Source organism: Paraburkholderia atlantica (assembly GCF_009362785.1).
GTDB classification, from domain to species: Bacteria; Pseudomonadota; Gammaproteobacteria; order Burkholderiales; family Burkholderiaceae; genus Paraburkholderia; species Paraburkholderia atlantica.
Window position 1 is genome coordinate 200,520 of sequence record NZ_WHNQ01000002.1, and the last position, 20,754, is coordinate 221,273.

Consider the following 20,754-nt stretch of genomic DNA (forward strand, 5'->3'; position numbering starts at 1 on the left):
GGATGGGCATCGGCAAACGGTCGGCGTCTCAGTCTCCTCGCGAGTCGACGCTGAACACTGGGTCCGGATCGTGGAGCGCGCGCTGCGGCGTCTGCATCTGTGCGGTGGCGATCGTGCTAGCCGCTGCCTGCGCCTGCCGCGCGCTCGCGCTCACATCGCAAACGGCCTCGGCGTGCGCGAACCTGCCTCGATCCTCGCCGCGCGCCGGCAACTGGTAGTGCAGCAAACACTGCTCGTCGACGGCATCGCCCCACTTCACCGCCAGCGTGCCCGCATCGTCGATGCCTCGCGCGAAGATGCGACTGCCCTGCCCGATCACGCCGATGTCGCGACCCTGCGCGTCGCGCACGCTCGCACCGAACGGCAGCGGCGCGCCGTTCGGTCGACGCGCGATGATCACCGCGGCTCGGCCTGTGACGGTATCGAAATGAATCATCACGACCGAGTTCGCGCGTGGCGTCACTTGCTGCGTGGTCGACTTGAATTCGACGTCGAGCGGCAAACCCTTCGGATCGATGTCGACTGTGTTGGCCCGGTACGGCATCAGATACGGAATCACCGCATATCCGCGACTATCGATACGAACTCCCGACGAATTCGTCACGCGTGCGCCGTCAGCTCCCTTCGCCTCGACGATGCCGACCGTCTCGCCAAGATCGTTGGCGAACGTGACGCCGCCCGGATGCGCGACGAGCGCGCCCGACATCCCGCCCGACACCTGCGAGTAGCCCGACCCCGTGCTCGCGCTGCCGAGGAAGGTCGCGTACGGGCTACGGTACTGGCCATTGACGCCGCCAACCGTCGAGCCCGACGCATGGTTGACGTTCACACCGTAGCTGAAACGGTCGTCGACACCTGCGGTGCCCGTCAGCATCGCCTGCTCGGACCAGCCGCTGATGTTGTCGTGCACGACGCTGGTCGCGAGCGTCGGAGCATGCTGCGATTTACCGAGCGGCACCGACACGTTGAGGAACAACTGGTTGTTCATCTGGCCGCTCAGCGTATCGAGTTGCCGCGACAGCGAAAGGTTGTAGCTGAAGATCGTGCCCAGCGCGCGCACGAAGTTGTTGTAGCCGATCTGGAATTGCGTCGTCGTGCCTGCGCGGTTCCAGTAGTCCAGCGTCGAGCCGACCGCGTAGGCGTTGCCCCAGCCCTCGCCGAATCCCTGGTTCATCGTCAACTGGACCTGGTTGCGTTGCCGGTCGGTCGCGTTCGGTGACTGGCCGGCGTCGAGCGCCTTGCGCGCGAGCATCGCATCACGCAGCGCCCAGAAACCGCTCGACGAATAGCGATAGGCGGCGACCGTAAAGTTTGTGTCGGTCGACGACATCAGCTTGCTGTAGCTGATCCGCACGCTCTGGCCCGACGTATTCGCCGCGCCGCGAATGCTCGCGCTCGCCTGCGTCACGTCGAGCGCAAGCGCGCCGAGCGGTGTGTTGAACGCCGCACCGATGAGCCCCGCCGCGTAGCCTTGCGCCGCGATCACACCGGCGTAGCCGGTGACCAGGTTGTTGATGCCGTACTGGAAGGTGCCCTGTACGATGTTCGCGTGATGGTCCAGCTCGGCGTCGCGAATCTGGCCGAGCACGAAGTTAAAGCGCGGCACGCCCGGACGCAGCAGTTGCACCACCGATGCATAGGGCACCGTAAAGCTGCGCTGGCCACCGTCGGCCTCGGTGATCGTCACCAGCAAATTGCCGCCGTAACCGGTCGCATACAGATCGTCGATCTCGAACGCGCCGGGCGGGACCGTGGTCTCGTAGAGCCGGTTGCCGTTCTGCGTGACCGTCACCCGCGCATTGGTCAGCGCGATGCCGCGAATCAGCGGCGCGTAGCCGCGCTGCGAATCGGGCAGCATGCGATCGTCGCTGCCGAGTTGCACGCCGCGGATACCGATGCTGTCGAACACCACGCCGTCGGTGAATGCGTCGCCGATCGTCAACTGGCTGCGCAAGCCTGGCAGATCGTGCTGCGCGTAGGTTGCGATGTTCTGATACGAACGCGGGCCGTTCGGCTGCCAGTTGAACGCCGAGTTCTGCCGCAGATGCCAGCTTCCGATATTGACCCCGCTGTTCAGACCCAGGTAGGTCTGCGTGCTGCCGTAACCGGAACCCATCACGCGAAACGCGTTCAGGTTATAGCCGAGCGAGGCGGACGGCACGCCCGCATCCCAGAATTCCGGGCTCACATAGCCTTGAGGAATGCGCGACAGCGCGATCTGCGGAATGCTCACATCGAGCCGCAGATCGGACAGATCGAACGATACCGATGCGCCCTCGACGATCTCCCCCAGATTCAGGCACTCACCCCCGCCCGCCAGCACCACGCGCGCTTTGTCGGAGAGTTTCGTCTGATTCAGCCCGAGGCGCGCGACCAGCGACTTATCGAAGCATGGCGTCGCGCTGTCGACGCCTTCAGATACGCGGAAGTTCACCGCAGGATGGCCGATCCAGTTGCCGTTCACATAAAGATCGACCGTGTATTCGCCCGGCACCACCGGATTGCCACGCTCGAAACGCGATACGTCGACGCTCTGGTTCCTCGGCTTCATCAGGAACTGGTCGTCGAACTGAACCTGCGCGGACATCGCCGTATCGGCATGGGCAACAGACGCGAGCCACGTTGCGAGAGCACCAAGGATCGCGAGACGGCGACGCAACGGCGCGGGCCAACTGCCCGTGCGGCGGATCGGTGGTTCCTGCTGTCGGATACGCATGAAGACCGTTTTTTTAATACTGGACAAGCGTGATGACTCGAGCGGGTGCGGCACCCGTGCGGGTCGCGGCACCATGAATTGCCGCGGGCGACTTTGCTCAAGGCGGAGCCACGGGCGGAGGTGCCGACCGCGGCCGATACTGCCCGGGTACGCCGGCGCCGTAGTCGTTCAGGAACTTGTAGTCGACGTGCAGCGGCGCCCCCGGCAGCGACGTGACATTGCCGACGTCGTAGTTCCGCGTCGCGCCTGGATCGATCATGCCGCCTTTGTCATCGGTCCACGTGTCACCGCCCGCTTTGGCAACGATCTGCGTGAACGTGACGTGGTACGGCGTCGGATTGGTGGCCTCGAGCACGTAGCCGCCAGCTTCCCTTTTCGACACGAACTTCCAGCTAATCTTCGAGGGCGCTTCGTCCGCGCGACCGGCGAGTTCGGTGGGACGAAAGAACAGCTTGATGCGTGAGCGCAACGCCAAACGCAGCACGTTGCGCTCGGCACCATCCGCCGGCGCGGTAATGGGTGGCACTTCGAGCACGTTGAACCAGAACAGCGACTCCCTATGTTGTGGCAGTGCGTCCTGCGTATAGATCAACCGCACACTTTGGCCTTTTCCCGGATCGAGCCGGAACAGCGGCGGCGACAGCGTGAACGGAACCTCGATCGCGTCCGGCAGCAGCCTCGGGTTGCCGGTATCAAGCCAGAGCTGCACGAGCGCTGGGTCGTCGCCGACATTGTCCAACCTGACCGTGATCTCACGGTCGCTCGCGCCGTACACCAGCCGCGTTCCATTGATGACGACACTCGCGTCGGCGGCGCCTGAACCCAACCACAAGGCAGCCGCTGCTGCCAACACATTGGTACGTACTGCCATTCTCACGCCCCACTCACCCGGCAAGCCGGGACGTCACTGAGATTCATGGCAACAGCCAGCGCCAGAGAGACGCCAACTGCCGCCCCCATCAGGTACGGTCGATGACCACTCCGTTTTGCTTACTGATAGGCGATCGAATAAAGCGCGGTCGTGCTGACTGACCCCGCGCTCGCCGGGCCGTCCGTCGCGACGTACTCGGCAAAATAGTTCAGCGTCGCCCTGCCGTCCGTGATCGTGGCCGACTGCGAGTTCTGTGCGCCTTGCGCGGCGCCAAGTTGAATGACGCTGTTGTCCTCATTGCGCAAACGGACCTCGACATTCGATGCGCTGCCCCTCTTGTTCAGCAGACGGCCCGTTGCAACATTGACGTCCGCGTTAGGCTCGAAGTACGTCGACGCGGTCCCGGAATCGGGCGAGCAGTTGCTTAGCTTGATGTTGAATGGCGTGCTGCCGGCCACGGCCCCACTGTTGGACAGCGCGGAAGTCGACACCGACGGCAGCGTCACCACGAAGCTGTAGCCGCCGCCATTGCCGCTGATCGTGCAGGTCTGCGCGGTGATGTCGCCCTTGATCACGATCATGCCGTCGACTGCGAACGCTGCCGACGGCATGCCAATTGCCGCCACAACTGCCGCACATGCGAGTGAAGGTGTAAGTTTCATTTTGTTCCCTGTAAATAACACATCGAATCAAAATCGCTCGGATAAAAACAGGATTAGCGTACTGATACTTCCGCATGACGCTCGTCATGCCAAAAAAATTCTAAGTCCATCTCAAATTGATGTGGATCTACTTACTACTATTTTTCGAGCAATTTGATCCGAGCTTCCCGACGAGCGGCTTGCGCTTACCGATCGCCAATTACCGATTTCCGATTGGCGGGAAGCTAGCTGCGTGTGGGTAGCATGTACTCGAACAGCTCACGATCATTGGCAAAGCCGAGTTTTTTCATTCCCTGCCTGCGCTGGGTACTGACGGTTTGCAGGCTCCGATGACTTAATGCCGCAATTTCACTAATACTCATGCCGCTGACGTACAACCGCAACACCTCGCCTTCACGCGCCGACAGAAGCTCGGTTTTCTTTGGTTCGAACTCTTCGCAATGGTTGACACCGGTGATCCGGCGCACTGACGGGGCAATATAGAGTTGCCCACGTGAAACGGAACGCACAGCGCTAATCACCTCTTCGGGAGAATCGTTTTTCAGCAGCACACCATGCGCCTTCGATTTGATGACCGCTCTCAATAGCAGCGGATTGGTGAGCGTGGTGACGAAGATGACCTTGGTGGAGGGATAGGACCGGCGCAAGAGTGCCATCAGGGAGCAGCCGTCTCTGTAGATTTCGCCTGGGATCTCGAAATCGCTCAGCAGTATGTCGACCTCGTTTTCCCGAAGGAAATCGATGATAGCCGTCGAGTTTTCCGCCTCACCGACCACTCTCAAGCCTGCCTGCCCTCGGAAAATGCACCGCATTCCTATACGCAGAATCGAATTGCCGTCCGCAATAGCAATCTTAGTAAGCAAACCCACCTCCAGACGATGGTTATTTTCAGCAGTGCAACAAACCGATCTTTACGATTTTCCACGAAACATAAAAACTTTCCTTCATCCATGAAAACCATGGGTCGGCGGGATGGATAAAAACAACTTGTTTCGATGACTGGAATTCGAGATACGCCACTCTGCCTGTAACGCCTTTTCAGCGGGTATTGTGGACGGCGCGCAGCAACGTGCAAAATAGAATAAAAACGAAATATTTGTTAACGAATGCAAAAATAGGCCACGCCTTTTATCGATGACTATCCGCAATTCGCGTCGTTTCTTAATATGAAGTTGGCCCCGAATCGCATCTTAAAAATCATTTTGGAATTTGGAGAGAACTTACGGATAGACGTGAACCCGGTTCAGCGGGCACGTTGTGCGGGCATGACCGAACGATGTGGGCCGACCGGCGTCAATGTGCGGTGGTAATGGTGCCAGCCATTGGTCAGGAGACCTGCGAATGGACGACGAACGTAGCGAGTGAGATCAACATCCAAAAGTCCCGCCGAAAAACAAAAACCCCGCAGAGCCGAGACTCTGCGGGGTTTCGCCACCATTGCTGGCGGAGACGGAGGGATTCGAACCCTCGATCCAGGTTTTGGCCCAGATGCTCCCTTAGCAGGGGAGTGCCTTCGACCTCTCGGCCACGTCTCCCAAACTTTCTGTCGCACAGGGAGTCAGTGCGACGAAGCCAAGATAATAGCGGGCGGGGCCGAGAAGGTCAATGTCTCGCGAACATTTTTTGTGCCAACGAGGCGTCTCGCGACGCAAATCGTTCACACGAACGCCACAAAACAAGCGGGGCGCTCTAGAGCGCCCCGCTTTTCCCGCTATTTATGCCTGATCGAGTTCGAAGGCCTTATGCAGCGCGCGCACCGCGAGCTCCATGTACTTTTCATCGATCAACACCGAAATCTTGATTTCGGAAGTCGAGATCATCTGGATGTTGATGCCCTCTTCCGACAGCGTGCGGAACATCTTGCTCGCGATGCCGACGTGCGAGCGCATCCCGACGCCGACCACCGACACCTTCGACACCTTCGGGTCGCCCAGCACCTGCTCGGCCTGCACGTGCGCCTTCACCGTACCGGTGAGGATCTCCATTGCACGCGCATAGTCGCCGCGGCCAACCGTGAACGTGAACGCCGTCTTGCCCTCGACGCTCTGGTTCTGAATGATCATGTCGACGTCGATATTCGCGTCCGCCACCGGGCCGAGAATCTGATACGCGATGCCCGGCTTGTCGGGCACGCCCATCACGGCGATACGAGCCTCGTCGCGCTGGAACGCGATGCCCGAGATGACTGCTTTTTCCATGGTCTCGTCTTCTTCAAAAGTAATCAGGGTGCCCGACTTCATTTCGTCGTCGAGCGGCATCAGCGGATCGGTCAGGCTCGACAGCACGCGCGTCTTCACCTGATATTTGCCGGCGAACTCCACCGAGCGGATCTGCAGCACCTTCGAACCCAGGCTGGCCATTTCCAGCATTTCTTCGAACGTCACGCGGTCGAGCCGGCGCGCTTCTTCAACGACGCGCGGGTCTGTCGTGTACACACCGTCGACGTCCGTGTAGATCAGGCACTCGTCGGCCTTCAGCGCGGCCGCGACCGCGACTGCCGAGGTATCCGAGCCGCCGCGACCGAGCGTCGTGATGTGGCCGTCGGGATCGATACCCTGGAAGCCGGTGATCACGACCACCCTACCGGCCGCGAGGTCTTGCTTGACGCGCTCGCCGTCGATGTCGCTGATGCGCGCTTTCGTGAACGCGCTATCGGTTTTGACCGGCACCTGCCAGCCTGCGTAGCTGACTGCTTCGACGCCGGCTTCCTGCAGCGCGATCGCGAGCAGACCCGAGCTGACCTGCTCGCCGGTGGCGGCGATCATGTCGAGTTCACGCGGGCTCGGTTGAGTCGTGATTTCTTTCGCGAGGCCAAGCAGGCGATTGGTTTCGCCGGACATTGCCGAGGGCACGACGACCATCTGGTGGCCGGCCTTGTGCCATTTCGCGACGCGCTTGGCGACGTTCTTGATGCGCTCGACCGAGCCCATCGAGGTGCCGCCGTATTTGTGTACGATGAGTGCCATTGTCGTTCTGAACTGGAAGATAAACCGCGCTGGCGCGCTGGAGACGACCGCACAGAAAGCACAGGGGCGCAACGTCTCGTGAACGGCGGCAAAGTGTGTGGCGGCGTAGATGCAGCACGCGTGCAGCACGCGCGGATTTGCCCGGGATGAAATCGCAAATGGCTGATCGGATTTGAACGGCGACGACGGATCACGCACGCCTGCCGGCACTAACGACCGATAGCGACAAAAGCGACGGCGAAATCGGGTCGGGCAAACAAGCTAAAGTACCTGATTAGGCGCAAAAAGACAAGACGCAGAGAGCGTCCAAATGCGTCAGATCAGCCTCGCAATCGCCTGTTTTATCGCTGATTTGCGCCCTATTTCACTATTTCGACATGCGTACGTGCGGCATGCGCGACTGCCCGAGCGGCACTCAGGCGATCAGCAGATCCTCGCGCCAGGCGATTTTCACGCGCGTTTCGCGCTCGGATGCGTCGCGCACCGTCCCACGATTTACGCCGATCAGCGGCACGAACAGCAGTTCATCGCCGACGTAAAGCAATGGCACGTCGCGCTTCCATGCGGGAATGCCGCGCTCCTGAAACAGGTTCTTCAACGTGCGGCTTGGCGTGTTCGACGCACCGATGCGCATGCGTTCGCCACCGCGGCGCGCCCGCACGCTAAGAGAAGCTCGTTGCAGGACGCTGACAGGAACGGTGTCCAATGCTTCGTCACGTAGCGCGTCGTGCGCTGCGTCGGCGACGTCGGAAGGAACGGCTGCATCCACGACCGCGAACACGAACGTGCCGCGCCATTGCGGCAGATGCCAGACCTCTTGCCCTTGCCACGCGAGTTCGCTGATCTCGCGCTCGACGAGCGCTGTTTCGTCGGCGGGCTCGCTGCTATCGCCGGCCTCCCAGTAGACGAGGCCGCGATAGCTGCGCAACGCATGCCCCGCATGATCGATGCGCAGCCGATGTCCGTCCTGCCCCGCACCGACTTCGCGCAACTGCCGCAGCGCATCCGCGACACGTGCGCTCGATGCCGCGACGAAGCCGAGCGTACGCATCCAGTAGCGCAGCAGATTCAGCGCGCGATCGTCGTCGAGGGCGAGCAGCACGTCGTGCGCGAGCGCGCGTCCTTCATCGCGCGACGCGCCCTCCATGTCCGCGCGCGCCAGCGTATCGAGCAAGCGCTGCGCCGATGCGGCATGCGCGGCCGTGCGCGCGAGCGCATCGCGAAAGCCCGGGAAGTGCACCGCGAGCACCGGCGTCACCTGATGACGTAATGCGTTGCGCGCATAGCGCGTGTCCGTGTTCGATTCGTCGTCGATCCAGCGCAGCTTGCGCGCGCTCGCATAATCCTCGAGTTGCGCGCGCAGCAGATGCAAAAGCGGCCGCATACGTGTCGTCGACGCGCCCGTCGGCAGCGAGCCGGGGGCCATCGCAGCGAGCCCCGCGAGACCCGCGCCGCGCAGCAGTTGCAGCAGCACGGTCTCAGCCTGATCGTCCGCATGCTGCGCGAGCCAGAGCGTACTGATGCCGTGCGCTGCGCACATCGCGTCCAGCGCGCGATAACGCGCGTCGCGTGCCGCGGCCTCGATGCTCACGCCCGGCGCGCGCGAAACGTCCACGCGTCGCGCGTCGAATTCCACGCCACGTTCGCGCGCGAATGCCTCGCAATGCGCGAGCCACGCATCGGCATTTGGACTCAAACCGTGATGTACATGCAGAGCGACACAACGCGATGCGCCGGCGACGCGCACCGCCGCATCGAGCAGCACGCTCGAATCGACGCCGCCGCTGAATGCGAGCGCAATCCGCGCGTTCGGATCGAGCCCGGACAGCGCCGCGCCGAGCGCCTCGATCACGAGGCGCTCGGCGGATGAGTCGGCGGTGGTGGTCACGTCGTTAGCGCGGCAAGCGCCGGTGGACGATGAAGACAGGTCAACGCGCGGGCTTATGCGCCCGGCGTCGTTTCCTTGAATTTGCCGTACGCCATCAGCCGTTCGAAACGGCGTTCGCGCAGGTCGTTGGTGCTCATGCCCTGGAACTGGCGCAGCGAATCGGCGAGCGCACGGCGCAGCATCGCGGCCATGCCCTTCGGATCGCGGTGCGCACCACCGAGCGGCTCGTTGACGATCTTGTCGATCAGACCGAGCGCCTTCAGGCGATGCGCGGTCAAGCCGAGCGCTTCCGCTGCTTCCGGCGCCTTCGCGGCGCTCTTCCACAGGATCGACGCGCAGCCTTCCGGCGAAATCACCGAGTACGTCGAGAACTGCAGCATCAGTACGCTGTCGCCCACCGCGATCGCGAGTGCGCCGCCCGAGCCGCCCTCGCCGATGATCGTCGCGATCAGCGGCGTCTTCAGCTCGGCCATCACGTACAGATTGCGGCCGATCGCTTCGGACTGGCCGCGCTCTTCCGCGCCGATGCCGGGGTACGCGCCCGGCGTGTCGATGAACGTGAAGATCGGCAAGCCAAACTTCTCGGCGAGGCGCATCAGACGCTCGGCCTTACGATAGCCTTCCGGACGCGGCATGCCGAAGTTGCGCAGCGCGCGCTCCTTGGTGTCGCGGCCCTTCTGATGACCGATCACCATGCACGCCTGACCGTTGAACCGCGCGAGACCGCCGACGATCGAAAGATCGTCCGCGAAGCTGCGGTCGCCATGCAGTTCATGGAAGTCGGTGAACAGTTCGCTCACGTAGTCGAACGTGTACGGACGCTGCGGATGACGGGCGATTTGCGAAACCTGCCACGGCGTGAGGTTCGCATACAGATCTTTGGTGAGCTGCTGGCTCTTCTTGGACAGCCGCTCGATCTCTTCCGAAATATCGACGGCCGAGTCGTCCTGCACGAAGCGCAATTCTTCGATCTTCGCTTCGAGTTCAGCGATCGGCTGTTCGAAATCCAGAAACGTGGTCTTCATTTGGTTGTAATCCTTGGACTTACCGGGCAGCGCGTATTCTAACCGCGCGAGCCGATGTCAAAACCATTTCTCAACTATCGACATGATATACACGATAGTCTTCGAAACGGCTCCGCTTCCTGTTCTTCTTTAGTAGTCGACCGGCAACGGATCGAGACTACGCCACATGTACCAGGTCGCCACGGTTCGCCACGGCTCCCAGTTCGCGGCAACCTCGCGCGCTTCGCTGCGCGTGACGGGTTCGCCGCTGAAATAGTTGACGCTGATCGCGCGAATCAGACCGAGGTCGTCGAGCGGCAGCACGTCGGGACGCGACAGGTTGAAGATCAGAAACATCTCCGCCGTCCATCGACCGATGCCCCGAATCTGCGTGAGTTCGGCGATCACCGCCTCGTCGTCCATCGACGTCCACTTGCCGACATGCAATGCGCCCGACACGAAATGCCGCGCGAGATCGAGCACGTACTCGGCCTTGCGTTTCGACAGACCGCATGCGGTCAGCTTCTCGAGACCGAGCTTGATGAACTGCTGCGGCACGAGCTTCGGACACGCGGCTTCGACCTTCGCCCATACCGCCTGCGCCGACGCGACCGAAATCTGCTGACCGACCACCGAGCGCGCAAGCGTGACGAACGGATCGCCTCGACTCAGCAGATGCACGGGGCCGAACTTCGGAATCAGCTTCTTCAGAATGCGATCGCGCTTGACGAGGTCCGCACACGCCTTATCCCAATACGCGGGACGCGTGACTTCAGGCGCGAGCCCGCCGATCTGCACCGGCACCGCGACTTCGTTCGCGAGCGATGCGACACCGGCCGCTTCGCCGCCGGCGCTGGTCGTGCTTGCAGAGGCAGCCGACACACGCGTCTTGCGCACGACTTCGCCTGCGTTCGTATCGGGTGCGAGTTCCTGCACGTCGCCAGCGAGCTCGGCCGGTACTGCGCCATTGCCCTTCGCTCGCGAGGCCGTTTTCGCGCGCTTCGCAACCGGCGCGTGCGCGGCATCAGTGCCCGCGCCGCTCGCGCCATTGAGCAAGCGTTTGGCCGCGCTCTTCTTTGCCGCGGCCGAGCCGGCTTTCGCCGCCGCCCCGCCCGCTTTCGACGACGCTTTGTCTATCGCGCCGTCGCCCACGCGAGTCGACGCACGCGTCGACTTGGCAGCCGCAGCCGATGCTGCGGCTGCCGCACTGGATTGAGACGCCGCGCGTTTAGCCGGCGTCTTCGTGGCCGTTGCCATCCTGCCTCCTGCCTGGCGAGTCGTTCAGAGGGAAGTACGAGGTGCGCTCACACGCGCCGCCACTCGGTCAACCCGCCGGGTTTGTCTTCGAGGGCAACGCCGGCCTCGAGCAATTCAGCCCGGATCCGGTCTGCTGCCGCATAGTCCTTTGCCTGCTTGGCGGCGATGCGCGCGGCGATCTTCGCTTCGATCGCGGCGGGCTCGAGCGCGCCTTCGGCTGCAGCACCCGCTGCCTGCTGCAGGTATGCACGAGGTTCGCGTCCGAGCAGCCCGAGCACCGCGCCAAGCGCGCGCAATTGACGGGCCAGCGCGGGGTCGCGCGTGCGATTCACTTCAGTGGCCAGTTCGAACAGCACCGACACGGCCACCGGCGTGTTGAAGTCGTCGTTCATCGCCGCCTGAAAACGCTGCGCGTACGCTTCGTTCCAGTCGAGCGCGGCACTATCGGGCGTCACGTCTTTCAACGCCGTGTACAAACGCGCGAGTGCATTGCGCGCGTCGTCGATATGCACGTCGCTGTAGTTCAGCGGCGAGCGGTAATGTGCGCGCGCGATGAAGAAACGCACCACCTCTGCATCGTACTGCGCGAGCACTTCGCGAATCGTAAAAAAATTGTTCAACGACTTCGACATCTTCTCATTGTCGATCTGTACGTAGCCGTTGTGCATCCAGTAATTGACGAATGTTTGTCCGGTCGCGGCCTCGCTTTGCGCGATCTCGTTTTCGTGGTGCGGAAACTGCAGATCCTGGCCGCCACCGTGAATGTCGAACTGTTCGCCGAGCAGCGTGCAGCCCATCGCCGAGCACTCAATGTGCCACCCGGGACGACCGCGCCCGTACTTCGAATCCCAGCCGGTGTCGGCCGGTTCATCGGGTTTCGCCTGCTTCCACAGCACGAAGTCGAGCGGGTCCTGTTTCGCGTCGTTGGCCGCTACGCGTTCGCCCGCGCGCAAGTCTTCGAGCGATTTGCCCGACAGCTTGCCGTAGCCTGCGAATTTGCGTACCGCGTAGTTGACGTCGCCGTCGCTCGCCTGGTAGGCGTAGCCGTTTTTCTCGAGCGCTTCGATCATGCCGAGCATCTGCGGAATGAAGTCGGTCGCGCGCGGCTCGATGTCCGGACGCTCGATGCCGAGCGCGTCCGCGTCTTCATGCAGCGCGGCGATGAAGCGATCAGTCAGCGATTTGATAGTTTCACCGTTCTCGACTGCACGCTTGATGATTTTGTCGTCGATATCGGTAATGTTGCGCACGTAGGTCACGTTGTACCCAAGCGCGCGCAACCAGCGCTGCACGATGTCGAACACGACCATCACCCGCGCATGACCGACGTGACAATAGTCGTACACGGTCATCCCGCAGACGTACATCCGCACGACACCTTCGCGCAGCGGCACGAAAGTCTGTTTGTCACGCGCGAGCGTGTTGTAGATGCGCAGAGATTCCATAGAGAGCGGTGCGTGGGCCGAAAGAAGTCCGCATTGTGCTTCATGCGCGCCGCGACCCGCGAAACCAACAGGACAACGGGTGCGTCGCATACAGCTTAAACCGGCGCACCTCGTGCGGCGATCAGGCTGCAGACGATACTGCGAACCGGGCGGAGACGGCCACGAGTGGCGAAAAGACAGTCGGCGGTTCGACGGAACGCGCAGACCTTTTGTTAGAATGGCTCGGAGTATAACATCCAGACCTGAGCCTATGAAACACTCCAGCGGCCGCGCGCGCAGCGCTGCGACCCTCGCCGCGACTGCGTTTGGCGACGTTGTTGGTGGCGTTACTTTCGAAGCGGCGCGCGCCCTCGCGTGGCGTATCACCGTCGTCGCCGCGCTTGCCGCCGTGCCGGTTGCGAGCGCATATGCGCAGAAGGCGGCGGTGATGCCGCAAGGCCCCGCCGTGCGTGATAACACGCCGGAAATCGACGCGTCGATCGCCCAGAAAAACTGGCAAGCCGCGCTGACCCAACTCGATGCGCGCGTCGCCGCGAACCCGCGCGACGCACAAGCGAAATTCAAACGCGCAAACGTGCTCGTGCATCTGAATCGCGACGACGAAGCGATCACCGCGTTCACCGAACTCACGCAGTTGTATCCCGAGTTGCCCGAGCCGTACAACAACCTCGCCACGCTCTTCGCGAGACAAGGCCGCCTGACCGAAGCGCGCGCCGCGCTCGAGATGGCCACCCAGGTCAATCCGAACTACGGCCTGGCATTCGAGAACCTCGGCGACCTCTATCTGCGCCTCGCCGATGCCGCGTACCGTCGAGCGGAAAGCCTCGGCAAGGCTAGCCCGAGGACCGCGCAGCGTCTCGCGGACATCCAGAAGGTCGTGTCCTCTGCTGCGCCCGCTGCCGCGGCGTCGCAGCCCGCCGCCGAGCAGACGACCGGGCCCGCCGCGCACCCCACGTCGAACATCACGGACAGCCCGAGCTTCCAGTTCGGCGGCCCGAACGGCTCGCTCGCCATGCCGCCGTACATGGCGCCGTCGCGCTGAGCGCCGGGCTCGTTGCCTGCCGCACGTTTTCTCCAACCCCGAGGATTTTCATGAAATGGTTGATGTTGGCGCTCGGCAGCGCCGCCCTGATCGCAAACGCACCCGCATTTGCGCAGTCCGGTTCGCAGGCCGCTCATCCTTCCGTGCTGTTGAAGACGTCGGAGGGTGACATTCGCGTCGAGCTGTATCCCGAGAAGGCGCCAAAGACGGTCGCGAATTTTCTCGACTACGTGAAAGCGGGCCAATATAGCGGCACGATCTTTCATCGCGTGATTCCGGGCTTCATGATTCAGGGCGGCGGCTATACGCAGAGCTTCGCCGAGAAGCCGACGCGCGCGCCGATCCCGCTCGAGAGCCGCAACGGTCTGAAGAACACCGCGGGTACGATCGCGATGGCACGCACCAGCGACCCGAATTCCGCCACCGCGCAGTTCTTCATCAACACGGTGGACAATGCCAATCTCGACTACCCGAATCCGGACGGCAACGGCTACGCGGTGTTCGGCAAGGTCACGAGCGGCATGGACGTCGTGAAGCGCATCGAAGCCACGCCCACCACCACGCGCGGCCCGATGAGCGATGTGCCGCAGAAACCGGTCGTGATTCAGTCGGCGACGGTGGTGAGCAAGTAACAACGAACCAGCGAGCGCACGAGCAAGCGAACTCGCGCGGCCGAAGCCCGGCCCCAACCAACGCCCCGGCGCGGCCTGTCGTCAGCGCATGACGACGCGACGCGCCTTTTATCCACCTGTTCATCAAAGGATTCCATCATGGTTGAACTGCATACGAACCACGGCGTCATCAAACTCGAGCTGAACGCCGAAAAGGCGCCGAAGTCGGTCGAGAACTTCCTGAACTACGTGAAGGCCGGCCACTACGACAACACGGTGTTTCACCGCGTGATCGACGGCTTCATGATCCAGGGCGGCGGCTTCGAACCCGGCATGAAGCAGAAGCCGACGGCCGAGCCGATCACCAACGAGGCGAACAACGGTCTGAAGAACGAGAACGGCTCGATCGCGATGGCGCGTACCAACGACCCGCATTCGGCGACCGCGCAATTCTTCATCAACGTGAACGACAACGACTTCCTGAACCACTCGTCGCCGACGCCGCAAGGCTGGGGCTACGCGGTGTTCGGCAAGGTCGTCGAAGGCATGGACGTGGTCGAGAAGATCAAGAAGGTCAAGACCGGCTCGAAGGGCTTCCATCAGGACGTGCCGGTCGATGACGTCGTGATCGAAAAGGCTGTCGTCGTCGGCTAAGCCGTGAGTGAGTCGCGCCCGATGCGGGCGTCGACTCGTTTGAACTGAAAGCAGGCACCTTCAATGCTGCAAGAGACGCCGCTGCGAAGCGTCGCCGCGGGCGTGCCAGGCGAGGGCCCACGCCCGCACGCCGCGCGCCCTTTTTTCTTCCTCTCCGATCTGCATCTGAGCGAGGCGATTCCGCGCACGGTCGCCGCGTTCGAGCACTTCATCCGCGTGAACGCGGAAGCGGCCGACTCGGTTTTCATCCTCGGCGACCTGTTCGAATACTGGGTCGGCGACGACATGCTGAGCGAACCGTTCGTCGCCCGTATTGCCGCGTTGCTGCACACGCTGTCCGAGCGCGGCATCGCGCTCTACATCATGCACGGCAATCGCGACTTTCTGCTGGGCAAGCGCTTCATGAAAGCGGCCGGCGCGATCTGGCTGCCCGATCCGTTCGTGATCACCGCGTTCGGCACGCGCATTGCGCTGGCCCATGGCGATGGTCTGTGCACCGCGGATCGCGGCTATCAGTTGTTCAGGTGTTTCGCGCGCAATCGACTCGCGCAAACACTGTTTCTCGCGTGGCCGTTTCGCTGGCGTCGCAAGCTCGCCGAGAACATGCGCTCGAAGAGCGAGCACGGCCGCACGCGGCCGATGTCGATCAAGTATGACGTGACCCCGCGAGGTGTCGCCGCGCTGTTCAAGAAATCGAAGACGGCGACGATCATTCATGGGCATACCCATCTGCCCGCGCGGCATCGCGAGCCTGGCGGCACGCGTTGGGTTTTGCCGGACTGGGACCTCGATCACGGCAAGCGCCGTGGCGGCTATCTGAAGATCGATGCCGACGGGATTCGGGCGTTGCCGCTGGATTGACCTGGTTTGGCCTGCTTTGGCCTGACAGGTATGGCGTGCGCTTCGCGCTGCAGAAGCGCCGATATCTAGCGCTCCGCCACCGCCCCTTCCACCTTCCCCGCGATCGCCGCCGATAGCCGCCGCAGGTCGAGCAGCGCCGCATCCGCGCCTTGCAGCCCTTCGAGGCTCGTGCCGAGTCGCTCGAGCGCATCAACGATTTCGTCGATACGCCGCGCCTGGGTAGCCGCATGATCGATCAGACCGTGAATCGCGAGCGAAACCGGATCGTCCGCATTGGGCGTAATGCCGTATGCGCAGAACGCGCTGATTTCGCCGCCGCGCTTCGCGTCACGCGCAGCGTTGTTCGCATTCGCGTTCACGCCGTGCGCGTCCGTGGCGAGCGCAGCCGGCACGATGATCCGCGCCGGATTGCCGACCGCCGTACCACGCGCGGGCACCGGCTTCGTCACCACCGCGTTCGAGCCGATCTTCGCGTCCGCGCCGATCGTGAAACTGCCGAGCACCTTGGCGCCCGCACCGACGATCACACCACGCTCGAGCGTCGGATGCCGCTTCGCGCCGCGTGTGAGCGACGTGCCACCGAGCGTCACACCCTGATAGATCGTGCAGTCGTCGCCGATCTGCGCGGTCTCGCCGATCACGACGCCCATGCCGTGATCGATGAACACGCGCCGCCCGACGGTCGCGCCCGGATGGATCTCGATGCCGGTCATGAAGCGCGCCATCTGCGACACGAAACGCGCGAGCCAGCGGCGCTTCGCACGCCAGCACGCGTGCGCGATCCGATGCAGCACGAGCGCGTGCAGCCCCGGATAACACGTGAGCACTTCCCATGCGCTGCGGGCGGCGGGATCGCGCTCGCGGATCGTGGCGATATCTTCGCGAAGTCTCGTGAACATGGCAGGGACTGTATTGATTTGGGGGAAAAACCGTCTGCGTGAGGGGAGCCGCGCGCTTTGCGCTCTGCGCTTGCGTGGGACTCAGCAATTCGCGCCACACGTGACGGCATGACTGCCGCTTAGCACGGCGGCAGCTTTGTTTCTAACGTTTCGTGGATTGTAGGGCGATTGCGCGAAACCTGCCTGAAGTCCCCGTCACCCGCAAGGTTGTCCTCAGATCAAGGCGGCGCATCAGGTACGCCGCGACGGGCTCGTCAACGGACCGTCAGCCGGTCCGCCCGGTCTTGAGCAGGATGTGCTTGGCGATGCCGCGCACGATGTTGACCTCCTCGCGCTCGAGGCCCGAGCGCGCGAAGAGCCGCCGCAGCCGTGACATCAGCTTCTTCGGGTTGGCCGGATCGAGAAACTCGAGCGCGACCAGTGCGCTTTCCAGGTGGACGAACATGCTCTCGATCTCGTCGCTGGCTGCCATCTGCGCGCGCGTACCGGCGGATTCGGCCGGCGCTATGCGTGCCCCCGCGGCGGGCGCGCCGTCGGTCGTTTCATCGGCGCCGAGATACGCGGTGCGCAGTTCGTAGGCGAGAACCTGCACCGCCTGCGCGAGATTGAGCGAGCTGTAGGCCGGATTGGCCGGAATATGCGCGATCGCGCTGCATCGCTCCACGTCCTCGTTCGACAGGCCCGTGCGCTCGTTGCCGAACACCAGCGCGATCTCGCCGTGCATCGCTTCGGCGTGCGCGGCGGCGGCAGCCGCACGCGGTGTCCATTGCGGCGGACCGTATTCGCGCAGCCGCGCGGTCAGCGCGATCGACCAGTGCACGCCGGTCAGCGCATCGGCGAGCGATGGCACCACGTGCACGGAGGCAAGCACGTCGTCGGCGCCGCTAGCCATCGCGATCGCTTCGGGATCGTTCTGCACGTTCGGCACGCGCGGCGACACGAGCACGAGGCGCGAAAAGCCCATGGTTTTCAGCGCGCGCGCCGCGGCGCCGACGTTGCCCGGATGGCTGGGCTCGACCAGCACGAAACGCGTCGACGTGAAGCCGCCGCGCAAATCGGCCACGGTGGGGTCGGAGGAATGGTGGGTGTGATCCACGATGAAACTCGGCTGGCTAGAACTCAAGACGCGTATGGTAGCGCCAATGGGCGCACGTGCGGCACATCCGCTCTATGTAGGCGAGCACCTGCGCGAGGGCGGCCGGACTCAGGTAAAATACCGCTTTTCGCGTCCGGCGCCGACGTTTGCTGAAGCCTCCGTCGAACCGGCCGCACCGTTCTTATTCAATTCGTCTCCGTCGACGGAATGCGCTCCGGTTTGATAGCCGGGCTGCCGTTCCGTGCTGTTTTTTGCGTCGTTGCGGCGCCCGTCAGCGCAGTTTCGCGCTTATTTACCGGCCGGCAGCCGTGCTGCCCCGGCACAAGGATCAGTTTATGCATCCCATGCTCAATATCGCTGTGAAGGCCGCGCGCCGCGCAGCTCAGATCATCAACCGCGCATCGCTCGATCTCGACCTGATTCAGGTCAGCAAAAAGCAGCACAACGATTTCGTCACGGAGGTCGACAAAGCGTCCGAAGCGGCGATCATCGAAACGCTGAAGACCGCTTATCCCGATCACGCCATCCTCGCCGAAGAGTCGGGCAAGTCGGACGACAATTCCGAATACCAGTGGATCATCGATCCGCTCGACGGCACCACCAACTTCATCCACGGCTTCCCTTACTACTGCGTGTCGATCGCGCTCGCGCACAAGGGCATCGTCACGCAGGCCGTCGTCTACGATCCGACCCGCAACGATCTGTTCACCGCATCGCGTGGCCGTGGCGCGTTCCTCAACGATCGCCGCATCCGCGTCGCCAAGCGTGACCGCCTCGCCGACTGCCTGATCGGCACCGGCTTCCCGTTCCGCCAGTCGGACAGCCTCGAATCGTACGGCCATCAGTTCGCCGAGATGACCCAAGCCTGCGCGGGCTTGCGCCGTCCGGGCGCCGCCGCGCTCGATCTGGCCAACGTCGCGGCCGGCCGCATGGACGGCTTTTTCGAGCAGGGCCTGAACGCATGGGACGTCGCGGCGGGCAGCCTGCTGATCACCGAAGCCGGCGGTCTGGTCGGCAACTACACCGGTGATTCGGATTTCCTTCACGTCGGCGAAGTCGTCGCGGGCAATCCGAAGGTCTACGCGCAGATGATTCCGATTCTGTCGCGCTTCAGCCGCACGCGTCAGCAGTCGGCGTAAGGCGCTTCGCCGCGGCCGGTCGCGGCCGTACATAACGGTTGTGCAGAAAAGCGGCTTCGGCCGCTTTTTTGTTGGCGGCGCTGAAGTGTGCGGGGCGTCGTGCCAAAGAGCCGCGGTGACTCGGGACAGGGCCTCGGCCGGGACCGTTCTGTGCTCCCTGCCGCATTGACCCTGTCCGACTTTCACCCCGGGCGCAGACTCCAACCGGCCCCATGAAAAAAGGCTTCCATACGATCATCGCGGCACAGTTCATTTCGTCGCTGGCCGACAATGCGCTGTTGATCGCAGCCATCGCGCTGCTTTCCGTCATGCGCTCGGCCGCGTGGGTGACGCCGCTGCTGCAGATCTTCTTCACGATCTCATACGTGCTGCTCGCGCCCTTTGTCGGCGCGTTCGCCGATTCGATGCAAAAGCGCCACGTGATGTTCATCTCCAACGCGCTGAAGGCGAGCGGCTGCCTGATGATGATCGTCGGCGTTCATCCGATGATCGCCTACGGCGTGGTCGGCTTCGGCGCGGCCGCGTATTCGCCCGCCAAGTACGGCATCCTCACCGAGCTGCTGCCCGCCGAAAAGCTCGTGCACGCGAACGCGTGGCTCGAATCGGCGACGGTGCTGTCGACGATCGTCGGCACGATGCTCGGCGGTGCGCTGATCAGCACCGTCGTCGAGCATTTCGTCAAGCGCGTGCATATGCCGCTGATGCACTCCGCCGCCGATCTCGCGATGGCCGCGGTCATGCTCACCTACGCGATCGCCGCCGCGATCAACATCTTCATTCCGGATACCGGCGCGCGCTATCCGAACCGGCTGACCGAGCCGAACAAGCTGCTCGGCGATTTCCATCACTGCTTCCGTGTTCTGTGGGCCGACCGGCTCGCGCAGATCGCGCTGTGGGTGACCACGCTGATGTGGGGCGCCGCGGTGACGATGCAGCTGCTGGTGCTCAAATGGGCGAACGTGAACCTCGGGCTGTCGTTGTCGAAAGCCGCGGTGATGCAGGGCGTGACCGGCGTCGGCATCGCGATCGGCGCGGCCGCTGCGGCCGCGCTGATTCCGTTGCGTCACTCGCTGAAGGTTTTGCCGGTCGGCGTGCTGACGGGCGCGGTGGCGATCGCGATGGCCTTCTACAACAAGGACCTGTTCCCGCCCGGCGCGGGCCTGCGCTTCGGCACGCACGTCGCGCCCTACTACATTCTGCTGGCCTATCCGCTGATGATCGTGCTCGGCGCGCTGTCGGGCTTTTTCATCGTGCCGATGAACGCGGTCCTGCAGCATCGCGGCGCGACGCTGCTGTCGGCCGGTCACTCGATCGCCGTGCAGAATTTCAACCAGAACCTCGCGGTGCTGCTGATGCTCGGCGTGTACGCGCTGCTGCTCACGGCAAAGATGCCCGCGCAGTGGATCATCGTCGTGTTCGGCAGCTTCATCACGCTGCTGATGTGGCTCGCGAAACGCCGCAGCGCCGAGAACGAACGCAGAGTGGACATGCGGGCGATGATCGAGGAATGAATGCATCAGGGTGCTCCGGCAATGACCGCGCGGCGCGGCTCGACGGGCGCAGCGCGCCCTGACCGCGTAAAACGCACGCTTTGATCGGATCGCTCATGCTGCCATCCGGCTCTCGGGTTGGGCATCGTCCGT

Annotated in this window: 18 protein-coding genes and 1 tRNA gene; 6 read left to right on the plus strand and 13 right to left on the minus strand. The window is 63.1% G+C overall.

The annotated features are described in order from the left end of the window. Positions 1-28 precede the first annotated feature (28 nt). From GCT19_RS03225 to cysS, 10 genes are all read right to left on the minus strand, one after another. On the minus strand, positions 29-2,743 hold the full coding sequence (locus GCT19_RS03225) for a fimbria/pilus outer membrane usher protein (RefSeq protein WP_227749164.1): 2,715 nt from the start codon (positions 2,741-2,743) through the stop codon (positions 29-31). A 70-nt stretch (positions 2,744-2,813) separates the two neighbouring features. Beyond that, the gene (locus GCT19_RS03230; RefSeq protein ID WP_026228691.1) at positions 2,814-3,587 is read right to left on the minus strand and encodes a fimbrial biogenesis chaperone; all 774 of its coding nucleotides are present in this window, start codon (positions 3,585-3,587) and stop codon (positions 2,814-2,816) included. 119 nt (positions 3,588-3,706) lie between these two features. After that, the gene (locus GCT19_RS03235) at positions 3,707-4,249 is read right to left on the minus strand and encodes a fimbrial protein (protein WP_152851003.1); all 543 of its coding nucleotides are present in this window, start codon (positions 4,247-4,249) and stop codon (positions 3,707-3,709) included. 224 nt (positions 4,250-4,473) lie between these two features. Beyond that, positions 4,474-5,112: a response regulator transcription factor gene (locus GCT19_RS03240; RefSeq protein ID WP_018435473.1), complete on the minus strand. Its 639-nt coding sequence runs from the start codon at positions 5,110-5,112 to the stop codon at positions 4,474-4,476. A gap of 578 nt (positions 5,113-5,690) precedes the next feature. Further along, positions 5,691-5,784: transfer RNA gene (locus GCT19_RS03245), tRNA-Ser, on the minus strand. A gap of 180 nt (positions 5,785-5,964) precedes the next feature. Then, positions 5,965-7,215: an aspartate kinase gene (locus GCT19_RS03250; protein ID WP_018435472.1), complete on the minus strand. Its 1,251-nt coding sequence runs from the start codon at positions 7,213-7,215 to the stop codon at positions 5,965-5,967. Positions 7,216-7,630: 415 nt separating this feature from the next. Next, positions 7,631-9,103 (minus strand): tRNA lysidine(34) synthetase TilS, encoded by a 1,473-nt coding sequence (gene tilS / locus GCT19_RS03255; RefSeq protein WP_321576745.1) that lies wholly within the window; start codon positions 9,101-9,103, stop codon positions 7,631-7,633. Between the two features lie 53 nt (positions 9,104-9,156). Continuing rightward, entirely contained in the window at positions 9,157-10,128 is a 972-nt protein-coding gene (locus tag GCT19_RS03260) for an acetyl-CoA carboxylase carboxyltransferase subunit alpha (protein WP_013089750.1), read from the minus strand. A 129-nt stretch (positions 10,129-10,257) separates the two neighbouring features. After that, entirely contained in the window at positions 10,258-11,364 is a 1,107-nt protein-coding gene (locus GCT19_RS03265) for a DNA-3-methyladenine glycosylase family protein (protein ID WP_152851004.1), read from the minus strand. Positions 11,365-11,411: 47 nt separating this feature from the next. Beyond that, entirely contained in the window at positions 11,412-12,809 is a 1,398-nt protein-coding gene (gene cysS / locus GCT19_RS03270; RefSeq protein ID WP_013089752.1) for a cysteine--tRNA ligase, read from the minus strand. A gap of 250 nt (positions 12,810-13,059) precedes the next feature. Between cysS and GCT19_RS03275 the strand changes: the two genes are divergently transcribed. The 4 genes from GCT19_RS03275 (at position 13,060) to GCT19_RS03290 (ending at position 15,977) form a co-directional block, all read left to right on the plus strand. After that, the gene (locus GCT19_RS03275) at positions 13,060-13,851 is read left to right on the plus strand and encodes a tetratricopeptide repeat protein (protein ID WP_018435469.1); all 792 of its coding nucleotides are present in this window, start codon (positions 13,060-13,062) and stop codon (positions 13,849-13,851) included. Positions 13,852-13,901: 50 nt separating this feature from the next. Further along, positions 13,902-14,483, plus strand: a complete 582-nt coding sequence (locus GCT19_RS03280; RefSeq protein WP_018435468.1) for a peptidylprolyl isomerase — start codon at positions 13,902-13,904, stop codon at positions 14,481-14,483. A 138-nt stretch (positions 14,484-14,621) separates the two neighbouring features. Continuing rightward, entirely contained in the window at positions 14,622-15,116 is a 495-nt protein-coding gene (locus GCT19_RS03285; RefSeq protein ID WP_013089755.1) for a peptidylprolyl isomerase, read from the plus strand. Positions 15,117-15,179: 63 nt separating this feature from the next. Beyond that, complete coding sequence (locus tag GCT19_RS03290; protein WP_013089756.1) at positions 15,180-15,977, plus strand: UDP-2,3-diacylglucosamine diphosphatase; 798 nt, start codon at positions 15,180-15,182, stop codon at positions 15,975-15,977. Between the two features lie 65 nt (positions 15,978-16,042). Here the strand turns inward: GCT19_RS03290 and cysE are convergent, their stop codons facing one another. The 3 genes from cysE to GCT19_RS42585 form a co-directional block, all read right to left on the minus strand. Next, positions 16,043-16,876, minus strand: coding sequence for a serine O-acetyltransferase (cysE, locus tag GCT19_RS03295; protein WP_018435467.1), 834 nt, complete (start codon positions 16,874-16,876; stop codon positions 16,043-16,045). Positions 16,877-17,141: 265 nt separating this feature from the next. Beyond that, positions 17,142-17,972, minus strand: coding sequence for an RNA methyltransferase (locus GCT19_RS03300; protein WP_026228689.1), 831 nt, complete (start codon positions 17,970-17,972; stop codon positions 17,142-17,144). 185 nt (positions 17,973-18,157) lie between these two features. Next, on the minus strand, positions 18,158-18,313 hold the full coding sequence (locus tag GCT19_RS42585; RefSeq protein WP_193727365.1) for a hypothetical protein: 156 nt from the start codon (positions 18,311-18,313) through the stop codon (positions 18,158-18,160). Between GCT19_RS42585 and GCT19_RS03305 the strand changes: the two genes are divergently transcribed. After that, a complete protein-coding gene (locus tag GCT19_RS03305; RefSeq protein WP_152851006.1) occupies positions 18,308-19,111 on the plus strand; it encodes an inositol monophosphatase family protein in 804 nt (267 codons plus the stop codon). The two genes, GCT19_RS42585 and GCT19_RS03305, sit on opposite strands and share 6 nt — an antisense overlap. Before the next feature lie 212 nt (positions 19,112-19,323). Beyond that, complete coding sequence (gene lplT, locus GCT19_RS03310; protein ID WP_152851007.1) at positions 19,324-20,622, plus strand: lysophospholipid transporter LplT; 1,299 nt, start codon at positions 19,324-19,326, stop codon at positions 20,620-20,622. The last annotated feature ends 132 nt before the right edge of the window (positions 20,623-20,754 follow it).

Bases quoted from the DNA above. Each gene is read 5' to 3' on its own strand.
- GCT19_RS03230 (WP_026228691.1), bottom strand. From the start codon at position 3,587: ATGGCAGTACGTACCAATGTGTTGGCAGCAGCGGCTGCCTTGTGGTTG.
- GCT19_RS03235 (WP_152851003.1), bottom strand. From the start codon at position 4,249: ATGAAACTTACACCTTCACTCGCATGTGCGGCAGTTGTGGCGGCAATT.
- GCT19_RS03250 (WP_018435472.1), bottom strand. From the start codon at position 7,215: ATGGCACTCATCGTACACAAATACGGCGGCACCTCGATGGGCTCGGTC.
- GCT19_RS03260 (WP_013089750.1), bottom strand. From the start codon at position 10,128: ATGAAGACCACGTTTCTGGATTTCGAACAGCCGATCGCTGAACTCGAA.
- GCT19_RS03265 (WP_152851004.1), bottom strand. From the start codon at position 11,364: ATGGCAACGGCCACGAAGACGCCGGCTAAACGCGCGGCGTCTCAATCC.
- cysS (WP_013089752.1), bottom strand. From the start codon at position 12,809: ATGGAATCTCTGCGCATCTACAACACGCTCGCGCGTGACAAACAGACT.
- GCT19_RS03275 (WP_018435469.1), top strand. From the start codon at position 13,060: ATGAAACACTCCAGCGGCCGCGCGCGCAGCGCTGCGACCCTCGCCGCG.
- GCT19_RS03280 (WP_018435468.1), top strand. From the start codon at position 13,902: ATGAAATGGTTGATGTTGGCGCTCGGCAGCGCCGCCCTGATCGCAAAC.
- GCT19_RS03285 (WP_013089755.1), top strand. From the start codon at position 14,622: ATGGTTGAACTGCATACGAACCACGGCGTCATCAAACTCGAGCTGAAC.
- GCT19_RS03290 (WP_013089756.1), top strand. From the start codon at position 15,180: ATGCTGCAAGAGACGCCGCTGCGAAGCGTCGCCGCGGGCGTGCCAGGC.
- cysE (WP_018435467.1), bottom strand. From the start codon at position 16,876: ATGTTCACGAGACTTCGCGAAGATATCGCCACGATCCGCGAGCGCGAT.
- GCT19_RS03305 (WP_152851006.1), top strand. From the start codon at position 18,308: ATGCATCCCATGCTCAATATCGCTGTGAAGGCCGCGCGCCGCGCAGCT.
- GCT19_RS42585 (WP_193727365.1), bottom strand. From the start codon at position 18,313: ATGCATAAACTGATCCTTGTGCCGGGGCAGCACGGCTGCCGGCCGGTA.
- lplT (WP_152851007.1), top strand. From the start codon at position 19,324: ATGAAAAAAGGCTTCCATACGATCATCGCGGCACAGTTCATTTCGTCG.